The following is a 12,252-nucleotide window of genomic DNA, read 5'->3' as shown; positions in this document are numbered from 1 at the left end:
GATAAATAACTTTTATCTTGACCAGGCTCAATTGCGCGCACCTGTTCGGGCATTAGAATGGCCAAAGTCGTCATTAATGGAGATAATAAACCGCCATTCAACAACGCGAAATTTTAATAAACAGCTGAGACAGCAATTGAAGGCTCATGAAAGGTAAAAAGGATCAATTATATTTTAATTTATGAAACACGGGATAGCGAAGTTTCTTCTTTAAGATAAGAAAATATTAAAAATTATAATAGTATTTATTCCAATATTTAAATTATGTCATTAATAAAAACGACAATGATATTTTTGTTAATCATTGTTTCTTTCGCATTCACACGATGTACATTTAATAATGTTCGTATAAACGCGGCTGAAGATAATAAAGATGGCAAGGCGTTTTTAAACATATATTATTCTAAAATAAAAGCTAAAGACTATAACAGTGTAGAAAATATGCTGAGTGATAGTTTAAAACGATTAGAGATCAACAATGAGTTCAGTAAGATGCTAAAATTCATTAATTCTAAAGTAAGCACATATAATAGCTATAAGATAGAGGATTATTACGTAAGACGTATAACCGGTAGTGTGAATGAAATCTCATATAATTACAAGTTAAAAGTTTTATACAATAAGGGGGCTACCGAGGAAATAATTGGTTTCAAAAAAATCAATAATGAACCAATAAAGATTAACTCATATCACGCGTATTCTGATTTGCTAATTCATTAAGTTTTAATCGTTATCTTTTCGTTATAAAATAAAAACACCCCTATTCGGGGTGTTGTGCGTGATGATACAGCAATTCATTCCATTCGGAATGAATACGCCTTTGGTAGGTCGGGTTTGCGATGGGCTTGCCCCGTTCCCAGCGTCGTACCGCGTCTTCCGATACGGAAAGGTGCACGGCGCATTGTTTTCGACTGAAGCCTTTGCAATGCCGTATTTGTAGCAGTTTCCCCGCGAAACTTTTCGTTTCGTGGGCGAACGGGTAGTAGCCGAGGAAGTCGATAATACGGGGATAGTGATGGATTTGCGGTGCACTTCGTTCATTCTCCCAATAGGTGATGCGGTCTTCCGAAACATTAAGCAGTTCGGCCAACTCTTTTTGCAGCAACTTGCTTTGTAGCCGTTTCTTTCGGAGATGTTCGCCAATGGTCTTTGGCGTATCAACGTATTGGGGAATACCGGGCTTTTTCAATACTTTCGACTGTGGAAGAAACGTTCTCACAGCCATGCCCTTGCGGCTACTATAACCATCCGGAAAAAGAATGTATCTGTCCGCCTGGCATGGTGTAAAAATAGCTGAGCAAAATCTCCTGTCTCCTGCTGGATTGAGTAGGCCTGCATGTGGAAGTAACGCCGGTTAACTTCAGCGAGCTGTCGTCTGATCGGCTGGCCGAAAAGAGTGAGCTTATCCGGACCGGGTGATCAGGTCAAGGGAAATCTATAGGACGTTTCGGGAATCGGCAGGACCTGCAGGTCAACGCCAGACTTAGCCCCAAAATAGTACGCGATCTATGCTAGAAACCCTGCTTTAAAAAGCAATTGGAAAGCTCGGACTTTCGTCAATCGCCTATGATGGCATTCTCAAAGTATACCAACTATCGCAGATTTTCCGGAAAGCGAAGGAATTAAACCGGAACGTTGAGGCTATTCATTTCAAGAGTTTGGACAGAGGGGGCGGGATAAACAAATCAATACCGATAATCGCAAACATTCATTATTTTCCTGATTAGATGATTCTGCTCTGCCGGTAAGCGATTTTGAGAATATATGGGCAGGTAATAAACAGTCTTCCAATTAATTTCAAATTATTGAACTCATCTTCCATCAATTTCACCTTTAATCAATTCCTTCCCATCTTGGCGAAAAAACAGCGGGATTCTTCCTCTCTATTATTAATCCGGTTCATGAAGAGATTTGCATCAGTAGATAAAGTGAAAAGCAGATAGTGGATCTTTACCACCTGCTTTTTCTTGCGCCAGATCTGTGGGTCGCATTGCACAACTTTTCATTTAAGTATATCGTATCAAGGCTCTGTTAGGTACAAAGCCCAAGCCTGAACAACTGGTTATGTTAATGCCTTAATACAAAAATAACCGTTGTATCATTCACAAAGCAAATCCAAATGAGGTATATTGATAGAGAAAGACAAGTAAGAAATATCGTATTAACCTCTTAATGCAAAAATGACCGTTGTGTCGTCCTCTCTATAAATTAAATCTCAACGGGATGTATTGATCGAAAAGGTAGCTAAGCATCATAATATCGATATCCATGGACTAAATTATCATTACTGATATGAAAAAAAGAAAGATCCGAACCTGCTTTAACATGGTGTTGTTATTGACCGGAATATACTTGCTTTTTATTCAGCATGCGGTGGGGCAAACGAACGCGTTTACTTTTAAACTTGACGCTGCTTCGAAAACCAGCGCCGGTGTGTATCTAAAAGATGGCACGCTGATCCGTACGCTCTGGAGCGGGGTAACCTACAACGCAGGCATCCATCAGGCGGAGTGGGATGGTGTTGATGATGACGGCCGCCTTGCCGCAAACACCAGCTACATGGTTAAAGTATTATCCAATAATGTGACGTACAAATGGGAGGGGGTAATTGGCAACACATCAGATTCTCTTAGCGGATCAACGGTACATCATGCTGTTGAACGGATGTATGCCATGGCGACCAGCGGCAATTACGCCTATTTTGCGGTTGGTTATAATGAGCAAAGCGGCAGTACCTATAAATTTAATACCGGCAGCCCGCAAAAAAAAGCAGTAATTCTGGGTAAGGGTTTATCAATAAAGTATGTTACGACAGATGGTAAAAATGTTTACTGGGCAGGTAACGATGGCAATGTGGTTAACAATTGGATGGTTTTCGGTACTTCGGTAGCCGATGACTCGGAAGTTAACTTTTCCAAAGGCATTACTCAGTCCACAAAATACGGGCGCAATTATAAAAGCGTTATCGATCTTGTTAACAACGATCGATCAGCGATCACAGGGCTTGCCGTTCAAAAAAGAGGCACCTATCTTTTTGCAGCGCACAGGGACCTTAACGAATTACATGTGCTTGATAAAACAACCGGTGCGCTTGTTCAAACATTAAAATTTGAAAACCCGGTAAATATCAACACTGACGAAGATGATAACGTCTGGCTCATTTACACTAAAGAGAAGAAACGGATTATCGAAAAGTTTGTTGTTGGGTTTGATGGTAAACTGGCTTCGCTGCAGGTTGTTGCTGCCGGATTGGTGTACCCGCTCACCGCTGCGGTAAGCCCCGACGGTAATACCCTGGTCGTGGCCGACGGTGCTGATGCCCAGCAGTTAAAAGCATTCCAGGTTAATAACGGGGCTTTTTTGTGGACTTATGGTATTTCCGGCGGGTATGCAACAGACCCCAATGTGCGAGATGATAAGTTTTATTTCAACGAAAGTAAAGGCCCGGGTACTTTTATTGCTTTTCAGCCCGACGGCAGCTTTTGGGTAGAAGATGCGGGTAACTTAAGGGCGCAGCATTTTGGGGCTGATAGAAAATTTATTAACCGCATCATGTACCTGCAAACCTTCTACAGTGCTTTTGTTGATGGAAACGATCCTACCCGTGTGTTCTCTGATTACCTGGAGTTTAAGGTAGATTACACCAAACCGCTGGCTGCAAACAATGGCTCCTGGCAATTAGTGCGTAACTGGGGATACAATATCCAGCCTCAATATGATGATAAGTATAACAGGCTCCGCGGAGTGGCAACTTTGAGTAACGGCAGAACTTATGCTTTAGCTGAACATCGTGTTAACCAACTATTTAATTGGATAGTGGTTGAGTTACCTAAAACAGGGCCGCTGCGAATGACAAATGTTGAGTTTCCTATAAATAACACACAGTTATATCCGGATGGTTCGCTGCGCAGGCTTTCGACTATGCGACAAGGGGCACCATCTGTTTTTACCAAAAAAGCACTTTTGAAATTTGATGCCAATAACGATCCCGTATGGGGCCCGGAAGTTACCATTGCACAGACCCAGCCAGCCGGCTCAACAGATCCGGGATACCACGGCAATCCGGTTACGCTGAAATCGGGCGAAACTACATCGTCAGGGGTTATGGTATTATTTGATGCAAGTCTTACCAACGGCTGGCACCTGGGCGGGGTAAACGTTGGGGGCAACAAACTGCTTTGGCGCGCAGCCATGAGCACGACCAAACAATACAGAGGACCATTTCCTGTGGATGGGGCTTTTGATATAGGTAACGGTACAAACAATGCCGGCAGCACTGTCATGGCCAGCGGACGCAATATTTTTTGGGGGTACCATGGCGAGTTTTGGAAAAACAGTGAGGTAAATAAATGGATGCATATTTATGACGACGGGCTATTAGTGGGACAGTTTGGAGTTGCCGGCCCAGTAGCCGCAAATATGGAGGCCCTTCCAGAAATGGCGGGCAACAGTTTTGCCGCATTCGTTGTGAAATTAGCCAATGGCGATTCTTATCTTTATACAAATGATGAGAGCCAGCACGGTGGTGTGCATCGCTGGAAAATAAATGGCCTGGCAACGATAAAGGAGCAGACGATACCGGTTAACCTTGTTGTAGGTTTAGGGCCTAAAACTACGGCTGCAAATTCTCTCGTTACTTATACAGGTTTTATAGCTCCTTTTTATTCAGATAAATATCAATTTTATTTAAAAGGTAGTAATCCTGCCATTAACTGCAGGTTATGGATAGACGGGCAATTGATGGACGCCAATAAAAATCAATTGCAAATTGATTTAGAAAAGAATAAACGTTATTTCGTTCGATGGGAATGTGCGGGCGCCGCAACCTTAAAAAGTGCCGTTCAGATTTATTGGAAAAGCATTAACCAGCCAGAGCAAATAATTCCGTACGACCGGGTTTATAATCTAAGTGAGCCGTTTAATTCGTCAACAATTCAGTTAATGGAAGATTTGCCGTTCAATAGTGTGCTTGAAAATGGCCGTTACGGCTGGAAAAGGAATCCTGTTGCGGAGGACAATACAGATAGGTACACACAATTGTGGAACGTACACACCAATATCAAAACATACCGAAAGAGTATGCCTGATATTTATATAGACTACCGCCAGAAAAACAAAGTCGCCACTTTAAGCCGCGATATAGAAACACAGGGAAATATGTCACTCTGGACATTATCTGGCGTTATTAATTTTACCATCAATTGTGTAAACGTTGGCGCAGGTAATGTTATAGATGAAAAAAATGCAGTTTATCTACAAGTAATGGATAAAGCGCAAAAGGTGATAGCGCGCGTATGTTTAAATTCGCTTTATTATAAGGGCGATGTAAGTTTATTGGTAAACTCAACGCCTGTCGTTAAACTTAAATACGACGAGGCACAGAACTTAACGGATAGCTGGCCTTCCATTACCATCAAAATGACGAATGGCCGGTTAATGGCTGCTTATGGTAATCATGCACCCGTAGCAATTCAGCCAATGGATAAAAGCGCGGATCTTAGGAGCCCGGCATCTATAAGGTTAGTCTGCTCCATGCTCAATAAAACAGGGGGCTATACTTTAGGATTAGATGGCTGGAAGTTTGAGCCTAAGAACAAGTTTTAGGGGATATTTATCAATACAATACTTTAGAAGGGGTAATGCTGCATAGTCAAATTCCCGGATATGAAACTACGCTGAATTTAAGATTCATATACTTTTAAAACTCTAAAGAACACCTTCGGCCCCGCAAGGGGCCGCCCGGAATTCAGGCGGCGCTTGCCTTTTTTAAACTTATACTTCAACGATAATACCTGCCTGACAGTCCTCCGCCTCCCGCTCCGCTTCTTCTGTAGTATCGAAAGCCAGGTGATTTCCTTCGTAGTCTGATACGATGGCGGCGTATTCCGAACCGCCATGCGTTTCTATGATTATATAACTCATCTCTTTTTAATGAATTAAGGGGAGTGATCCTCATTGGTCAATCAATTCAAAACCAATGCGCTACTGCCGTTCTTAGCAAAATCATGACACAAGTTAAATGCGGCTTGTGCCTTGCTGAAACCTGTACCGTACATGATGGATCTAAATTTGGCTTCGTCATCCCTGAAATTGCGGACATTTTGAAAATAGCCCGTTACCGCATTGTAAGCGCCGAAAACCGTTCCCTTGGTCGTTTCCTCCTGCTGGCTCGGGCTCGTCATGGCATAATCAAAAACATTGTTCACTATATTATTGAAATGGTCGCTTAAATCCTGCGCCCTGCCTTGTTTCAGGGTTTCATAAACCTCCCGGCTGGGTGCCATCGCTATTTGTATGAGTTTTTTTAATTCCGGGTCGCTTATCCGCAGCCTTGACCATCGGTTATAAATGGCTTCCATTTCCACTGCTAACTGGTTGGAGATACCGAGCATTTTATGGGCTGCTTTCAATTTATCGCCAGCCATGGCGGTATGCCTGATTTTGATAGCGTTGATTTGATTGGACAATGCGGCATTCAGGGTATTTCGACAAACTATCCGGACAGGCGTAAAGGCGATGTGGATACAGCCGGAACCATCATGCGAGGTGGTTAAAAAAAGGTACTTTTCGATACAGTCGTTTCGCCCAATCCGGATATAATCGGGCAGCCTGGCAGTGATAAAAATGGTTTCACCACGCCCCAAAGTGCCCGCCGTTTCATAAAGTATCCCATCCTTACCGCCAACAATGCTGTCGAAGAATCTGAACGCCTCTGTGTTCTGTACGACCTCATAATCACATCCTAATTTACTTCCTAAAACCGCCTCGGTATCCGTACGGAAAGTAAAATAACTGTTATCCGAAATGATATTTACACCGCTTGGCAAGGGATGTATGTTAGGGCGTTTGACCACCTCGTAATCGAGACCCGCATATGCCAATGCCTCCATACTGGTCGGGTACTGCTGGATGACCTGCCCTAAACTATGCCAGGCTTTCTCTTTTACACTGAAAAAACTGTGTTTTTGTGTTTGCTCGTTATAATGAATGTCATGTGCCATGTTGTTATGCTTTTAATTTGTAATCCATCAATTTCAACTCTTTGATTTTTACCTTTTGGGTATCGGTAATGGTACAGGTGGCTTTCTGCTGAATTTCAGCTATCGCCTCGTGAGCTGTTTTGTGGGTTGTTTGTATGGTCGCCCTGACCAGTAAAAAAATGATATCGTACATAGGTCTATGAATGATAACAGTCCATAAATTCCGATAACTCTAATTGAAAAGCTTCGGGGTTATCTTTCGCCAGTTGTGCTGCGTAATCCGGCCAGAATATTTGGTTGGTCAGCTCGATGAAGATTTCTAACATTGCCTTAGATTTTAAGGTTAAGAATTTTTAAATAACGCCCCCTGTCAATACGTCGGAACAGGGGGCATTTCCATTTCATTATTGAGGTAAAACCAGCCCGGCCTCGATTTCAGCCAGTTTATCGATGCACATATTGTTCACCAGCTGCGCCACCGTCCAAATGATCGTGGGATTCTTGGTTTCAAATTTCCTGCGGTTGTCGTCCTCAATGGTCAGCACACAGCCGTTGTAATAATTGGTATCGGTCGTGTCCGCTTCGTCCCTTAACTCTACCTCGAAATCATCAAGGTTTTTGATGGTCTCCTGCAACTTGGCACGCTGTTTGGCCTTGCGGTGCATTTCCTCAATGAACTTCAATGTCCCCTCCAGATTCAGTACGATTTTTTTAGGCTCGTCCTTAACTTCGGCTGGTTTGGCCTGTTCAACTTTCGGCGCATCAGCTTTCGTATCCGTTGTCGGTGCTTCGGGTTTTACAGCTTCGGCCTGCGGCTTCGCCGAATCCTTATTAACCTGGTTGCCTGCAACAAACTGCGGGTTGTTTTTTTCGGCGGTTATGGGATTGTTTTTTTCTTCATTGTTGTTTTTTCCGGTTTCAATTCCTGTCGTTTTCATAATGTTGACTTTTTCTAAATTTTTAATGTTCCCTTTTTTCGCTACTGTGTTAAGGCTTTGGTTTCCGTTTGTCCTTAACCGGTGGCGCTCTCCCTTTTGCTGTTCCCATCTTGCTTACTGTTTAGAAAGTCAGTCGGCAGGAGCCTCCTGGCTTTTTGATAAGCAACCTCACCTGACACAAGCCCTTTGTAAGGCAAGACTTTGCGAAAAAAAATACGACCCGAGCGCAGCGAGGGTGGAGATTTTTTTTCAGCAAACCCGCAGGGCCCGGTCTTGACGTCAAAGGGCTTGTTCGGAAATTTGCTACCAAAAAGCCCGGGGGGATTTTATGAAAGGAGTTAACGAGACCTTATGAAATGGCCGGCGAAATGTCCGGTCGCGGGCGAAACGGAGCGGAGCGGAGTTGCGGCTGTGACCGGTCTTTTAAAATGCAGCGAAGCGGCTGAGGAACGAAGCTGCTGGAGCTGCTGGCCTGAAAAAGGTCACTCCGCCTTTCTGAGCCAGGCCGCTTTATGCTGACCGGCGGTTAAACGCGCGGCCAGTTCCATAGCCGCAATGATGCTTAATGATTTGGCATGGCCCATCCCCCTGAACCCGCATAGCTCGTCCAGCCGGAGTTCGGTCAAACGTTGCAGGTCGCCGCCGACGCTGTCGAGGATACGGGCCGCCAGGCCGACCGCGGTTTCATTGGGAGAACCGGAACCGATAACGATAGCCAGCAGTTCGGCGTCCGACAAAGCCGGTTTGTCCTGCTCCATCAGCTTTTCACGGGGGCGCTCCGACGCTTCCCAGCTTTTGATGCCCCTCGTTCGACCCCTCTTGTCCCGTTTAATCGGATCCCCCTGGCCGCCCAGGTACGCTACGGTCCTGAAAAGAGAGGAAAACGCTTCGATCAGGAATTCAAAATCCTCTTCAAATACAACCACCTCCGACCTTTTGTAAGTATGGTCTTCCTGTACATCGCTGCGCGTAATCTTGATATACGGGCTATTATTCGCCGCCAGCTTAAAGTCCAGGAAATAATGTTTCCTGTTATTGTAAAAGCTTTCCGTTGCCAAAATGGGGTTTTTCATATCATTATTCCTTTCGCCAACAAAATTGAAGCGCTGAAAACGGTTACCCGGTACGAATTGCAATTACCCGGTACAAAAAACAATTACCCGATCTTGACCGTTTATCTGTCAGGTTATCAGGACGATCATTGGCATTTATATGACTGAAGCAAATCACAAGGCCGACGGGTATTGCGAAAATTGCGGCAAGCCATTATTCGGCAGGACCGACAAGCGGTTTTGTAATGATGGTTGCCGGAACACCTTTAACCGGAATAAAGCTTATCAACAAAGGGCGGAGGTACATGAGAACCTGCCGGAAATCTTAAAGATCATCAGAAACAACTATCAACTGCTGAAGGCCATTGGCGGGCCAATTGATGAGGATAGCGTTAGCTTTTTTAATGCCAAATTATTGGCTGACAAAGGCTTTAATTTTAAGTTCTGTACCAGCGTATTACAGGAAGAGGGAATACTTTGGAGGTTTTGTTTTGAAAGAGGCTGGTACGTTGATGCAGCTGGTAACTGCTATGTTTGCGACCGGCCGGAGCAAGCGAAGATATAAGCAGGTAATATTAAGTAATGCGGCTTGTCACGCATCGGCGCAAAACAGAAGCGGCACCATGTGCTAAAAAGGCCCGGCTAAATAACCGGGCCTTCAACAGCCTATAGTAGTCAGCTGTTTTTGATCGTCGTCACCTCCTGCCGGATGTGCTGCGAAAGCCCTTTTATTTCCTGTAAAGATTTACGCAGTCTCGTACCGGCAGCACGGTTCCCACGCTCATAAAACTTGACAGCCTCGGCTTCAATAGCCAGGATAGTTCCTTTCAATTTTGCGAATTTTTCCATGATCATAAATTATAAAATGAATTAATTAACATGTTGCTGATTATTTCCAGGTGATCTTCAGACAGCCATTCCCTGACCCTGTTCCTTGCCTTGGGATTTGTTTAATGCTATTTTCTGGTCCTGCGCAGGTTCCTTTAAAAACTGCTCACGCTTTTCCGGCTTGCCGTTTTCCTGGAAGAAATTCAACTGGCGGTACCGCGGTGCCGCTTCAATAAAGAGCCCGGTTTCCTGGCCGTCCCTGATAAGCGTTACCTGCGGACGATTGCCGTTTTCTATAGACTTGGTCAATTTTTCGGCTTTTTCAGGATTGTCCAGCTCTTTGATGTTAAATTTCGCCAGCTGCTCTTTGACATCGAAGCCATAGCTCGGGACGTGGTATTGATTGGTCGTGTAATTCTGGTACCTGTCCTTCGGGCTGTCAAAGTCCAGTTTTACCCAGGCCGCATAGGGGCTGCCGCCCATGTTTAACAGGTCGTCACGATAAACCGCGCGACCCTGGATAAGGTTGGCAGCTTGTTCTACCGTAAAACCTTTCCCGCGGTCCACGAAGAATGTTTGCGTCTGAGCAGGGGTACGGAAGGTACGCGCGAAGTCCTTTTCTACGTAATCAACTTTACCCTCCTTCATCGTGGCCAGTTCCCTGGTATGACCGGCATCCTTGCCTTCCGCTAATTTACTTTCACCTTTTTGATCTTTAAAAAAGCTGATGGCTTCAGTGACGTTGACAAACGGCTTAGCCATATTTTTACCCGGCTGCTGCTCATTCGGGGTAATCACAAAATATTTATGCCCTTCCTCCAAAGGCTTGCCCGTGTTCAGCGCTACCTCAAATTTATTGAGGTAAAAGTTGTCAGACTGTGCCGACTGCCTGAAATGAGCGGTCACATCGACCGCGCCTTTAGTCCCTTTGACCTGGTCGTGGGCAGTAAAGTCCGTGATGCCCTTTTCCATTTTTTGCCGGACCTGTTCGATGGTCTGCGGGTTAAAACGAAGCTGCTTCATTTCGTTCTCCATGTTTTCCCAGTTGTTCCTGTTCATAAATTCTTGTGTTTTTAAGTGATTAACATCTATTAGTTCTGCTTTTAGCAGATCAATTGGCCGATGCCATATTTCTGGATCCTGGCCCAATCCGCTTGTTTGATAATAAGGTTCCTTTGATTTCCAGTACTTTAGAGCTTTGTCCTTATCTGAAAAAAATGCGATGTGCTGCGGCTTTAATTCGACGGAAAGTCCCACTGCAAAAACCACGTGATTTAAGCCCACATCCTGTGCATCTTCCAACACGCTGATAATTTCTTCAGCAAATGAGCTCTTTAAAAACATATTAAGGTTTATTATTTCTTAGCAAAACCGTTTCGCCGCCTTTAAGCTTTATCCGGATATTTTTGACCTTTTTGCCGATCAGGCTTTTCGCTGCAGAAATACCTGCTGAAGCAGCTTGAGCTCCGAGGGTGTAATCCGCCGAAAGGAACTGCATATTTTCCAGCGCGCCTTTTGCGCCGTCCCCGGCCGCCCCGGCCAGCTCTGCTTCGGGCGCATCAATGCCCTGCAATCCATCGAGCGAAAAAACTGTCAAATTGACGGGGATGATCGTTGTGCCGAGCCGGATATTTTTAATATCCAGCAACAGCCGCTGATTGGTCACTGCGCACAAACCGGAAAGCTGCTGACCTTTCGGATAAAGTATGGCACCTATGGTTACCGTATCTTGCAATCTTAACCTGACCACGCCACCGGGCCGTACCCGCTGATCCCCGTCGACAGACGCCGGAATAGCTTTAAAGGCGCTATCCGGCTTAACAGGATTGGTTTTCAGGTCAGGCGCTTTTACAATTGCCGGGTTTTGGATCTGCCTGATCTTATCCAGCATGCCACTTAACTGCTGTAATTGCGGATCAGGTTCATTTGCCTCCTGTTTTTGTTTTAATAGGTTTTCTACCCGGTCTAAATCAGGAGACTTTGCGGACGGCGGATAATCCTCATCATGTTGTCCGGCGATGGTTGCCGGCCGGTTGATCTGTTTATTGATCTGCGCCAACCGGTCTTTGATCTGCGCCTCATTGTTTTCAGCGGTGTTGGATTGCTTTCCATTACTGCTGAAACGGCCGGTATCCCAGCCTAATGCCGCGAATGCGCCTGCAGCTGATTTTGACCGTTTGAAATTGCTGTCCTTTAGTGCCTTGTCCATCAGACTCAGCTTGTCCTGGTCTTTTTCGTCTTTTAGCCTGGCTCCCGGTAGGCTGGTATTGATGCCTTTGTTTAAGGACGCCTTTTGGTTTGATTCCGTTGCGCTGCCGCCGCCCAGAGCGTAAAAGCCCAGGGCCAAAAAGGGCAACACCAAAAGGGGAAGGAATAAGAACAGCTTTCGTCTGCTTTCTTCTTGTGTCGTCATGATTGAATTTTTTTGTTAATAATAGGTTTGCCATAGACTAA

At 44.8% G+C, this 12,252-nt stretch carries 13 protein-coding genes; 3 read left to right on the top strand and 10 right to left on the bottom strand.

Annotation, left to right across the window (positions count from 1 at the left end):
• Positions 1 to 264 precede the first annotated feature (264 nt).
• A complete protein-coding gene (locus tag AC1DUD_RS20495) occupies positions 265 to 720 on the top strand; it encodes a hypothetical protein (protein ID WP_477377765.1) in 456 nt (151 codons plus the stop codon).
• Between the two features lie 40 nt (positions 721 to 760).
• Here AC1DUD_RS20495 and AC1DUD_RS20490 read toward each other — a convergent pair whose 3' ends face one another.
• Both AC1DUD_RS20490 and AC1DUD_RS20485 read right to left on the bottom strand, forming a co-directional pair.
• Positions 761 to 1,225, bottom strand: a complete 465-nt coding sequence (locus AC1DUD_RS20490) for a helix-turn-helix domain-containing protein (protein ID WP_477377763.1) — start codon at positions 1,223 to 1,225, stop codon at positions 761 to 763.
• On the bottom strand, positions 1,216 to 1,338 hold the full coding sequence (locus tag AC1DUD_RS20485) for a hypothetical protein (RefSeq protein ID WP_477377761.1): 123 nt from the start codon (positions 1,336 to 1,338) through the stop codon (positions 1,216 to 1,218). Before AC1DUD_RS20485 ends, AC1DUD_RS20490 begins: the two co-directional genes overlap by 10 nt.
• Positions 1,339 to 2,292: 954 nt before the next feature.
• Here AC1DUD_RS20485 and AC1DUD_RS20480 point away from each other — a divergent pair.
• Positions 2,293 to 5,604 (top strand): hypothetical protein, encoded by a 3,312-nt coding sequence (locus AC1DUD_RS20480; RefSeq protein WP_477377759.1) that lies wholly within the window; start codon positions 2,293 to 2,295, stop codon positions 5,602 to 5,604.
• 168 nt (positions 5,605 to 5,772) lie between these two features.
• Here AC1DUD_RS20480 and AC1DUD_RS20475 read toward each other — a convergent pair whose 3' ends face one another.
• The 5 genes from AC1DUD_RS20475 to AC1DUD_RS20455 form a co-directional block, all read right to left on the bottom strand.
• On the bottom strand, positions 5,773 to 5,922 hold the full coding sequence (locus AC1DUD_RS20475) for a hypothetical protein (RefSeq protein ID WP_477377757.1): 150 nt from the start codon (positions 5,920 to 5,922) through the stop codon (positions 5,773 to 5,775).
• A 41-nt stretch (positions 5,923 to 5,963) separates the two neighbouring features.
• The gene (locus AC1DUD_RS20470; RefSeq protein ID WP_477377755.1) at positions 5,964 to 7,001 is read right to left on the bottom strand and encodes a DUF932 domain-containing protein; all 1,038 of its coding nucleotides are present in this window, start codon (positions 6,999 to 7,001) and stop codon (positions 5,964 to 5,966) included.
• 4 nt (positions 7,002 to 7,005) lie between these two features.
• Entirely contained in the window at positions 7,006 to 7,173 is a 168-nt protein-coding gene (locus tag AC1DUD_RS20465) for a hypothetical protein (protein ID WP_477377753.1), read from the bottom strand.
• 211 nt (positions 7,174 to 7,384) lie between these two features.
• Positions 7,385 to 7,918, bottom strand: coding sequence for a hypothetical protein (locus AC1DUD_RS20460; RefSeq protein ID WP_477377751.1), 534 nt, complete (start codon positions 7,916 to 7,918; stop codon positions 7,385 to 7,387).
• 482 nt (positions 7,919 to 8,400) lie between these two features.
• Entirely contained in the window at positions 8,401 to 8,991 is a 591-nt protein-coding gene (locus AC1DUD_RS20455; protein ID WP_477377749.1) for a UPF0758 domain-containing protein, read from the bottom strand.
• A 139-nt stretch (positions 8,992 to 9,130) separates the two neighbouring features.
• Here AC1DUD_RS20455 and AC1DUD_RS20450 point away from each other — a divergent pair, with 139 nt between their 5' ends.
• Positions 9,131 to 9,535: a hypothetical protein gene (locus AC1DUD_RS20450; RefSeq protein WP_477377747.1), complete on the top strand. Its 405-nt coding sequence runs from the start codon at positions 9,131 to 9,133 to the stop codon at positions 9,533 to 9,535.
• 110 nt (positions 9,536 to 9,645) lie between these two features.
• Here AC1DUD_RS20450 and AC1DUD_RS20445 read toward each other — a convergent pair whose 3' ends face one another.
• From AC1DUD_RS20445 to traM, 3 genes are read right to left on the bottom strand one after another with little or no spacing between them, the layout of a single operon-like run.
• The gene (locus tag AC1DUD_RS20445; RefSeq protein ID WP_477377745.1) at positions 9,646 to 9,819 is read right to left on the bottom strand and encodes a histone H1; all 174 of its coding nucleotides are present in this window, start codon (positions 9,817 to 9,819) and stop codon (positions 9,646 to 9,648) included.
• A gap of 57 nt (positions 9,820 to 9,876) precedes the next feature.
• Positions 9,877 to 11,142 (bottom strand): hypothetical protein, encoded by a 1,266-nt coding sequence (locus AC1DUD_RS20440; RefSeq protein WP_477377743.1) that lies wholly within the window; start codon positions 11,140 to 11,142, stop codon positions 9,877 to 9,879.
• A gap of 1 nt (position 11,143) precedes the next feature.
• On the bottom strand, positions 11,144 to 12,211 hold the full coding sequence (traM, locus tag AC1DUD_RS20435; RefSeq protein ID WP_477377741.1) for a conjugative transposon protein TraM: 1,068 nt from the start codon (positions 12,209 to 12,211) through the stop codon (positions 11,144 to 11,146).
• Positions 12,212 to 12,252 lie beyond the last annotated feature (41 nt).

This window comes from Mucilaginibacter sp. P4_A11 (genome assembly GCF_056402535.1).
The sequence above is the reverse complement of the archived record's forward strand: the minus strand, read 5'-3'. Positions and strand labels throughout refer to the sequence as shown.

Bases quoted from the DNA above. Each gene is read 5' to 3' on its own strand.
- AC1DUD_RS20495 (WP_477377765.1), top strand. From the start codon at position 265: ATGTCATTAATAAAAACGACAATGATATTTTTGTTAATCATTGTTTCT.
- AC1DUD_RS20490 (WP_477377763.1), bottom strand. From the start codon at position 1,225: ATGGCTGTGAGAACGTTTCTTCCACAGTCGAAAGTATTGAAAAAGCCC.
- AC1DUD_RS20485 (WP_477377761.1), bottom strand. From the start codon at position 1,338: ATGCAGGCCTACTCAATCCAGCAGGAGACAGGAGATTTTGCTCAGCTA.
- AC1DUD_RS20480 (WP_477377759.1), top strand. From the start codon at position 2,293: ATGAAAAAAAGAAAGATCCGAACCTGCTTTAACATGGTGTTGTTATTG.
- AC1DUD_RS20475 (WP_477377757.1), bottom strand. From the start codon at position 5,922: ATGAGTTATATAATCATAGAAACGCATGGCGGTTCGGAATACGCCGCC.
- AC1DUD_RS20470 (WP_477377755.1), bottom strand. From the start codon at position 7,001: ATGGCACATGACATTCATTATAACGAGCAAACACAAAAACACAGTTTT.
- AC1DUD_RS20465 (WP_477377753.1), bottom strand. From the start codon at position 7,173: ATGTACGATATCATTTTTTTACTGGTCAGGGCGACCATACAAACAACC.
- AC1DUD_RS20460 (WP_477377751.1), bottom strand. From the start codon at position 7,918: ATGAAAACGACAGGAATTGAAACCGGAAAAAACAACAATGAAGAAAAA.
- AC1DUD_RS20455 (WP_477377749.1), bottom strand. From the start codon at position 8,991: ATGAAAAACCCCATTTTGGCAACGGAAAGCTTTTACAATAACAGGAAA.
- AC1DUD_RS20450 (WP_477377747.1), top strand. From the start codon at position 9,131: ATGACTGAAGCAAATCACAAGGCCGACGGGTATTGCGAAAATTGCGGC.
- AC1DUD_RS20445 (WP_477377745.1), bottom strand. From the start codon at position 9,819: ATGGAAAAATTCGCAAAATTGAAAGGAACTATCCTGGCTATTGAAGCC.
- AC1DUD_RS20440 (WP_477377743.1), bottom strand. From the start codon at position 11,142: ATGTTTTTAAAGAGCTCATTTGCTGAAGAAATTATCAGCGTGTTGGAA.
- traM (WP_477377741.1), bottom strand. From the start codon at position 12,211: ATGACGACACAAGAAGAAAGCAGACGAAAGCTGTTCTTATTCCTTCCC.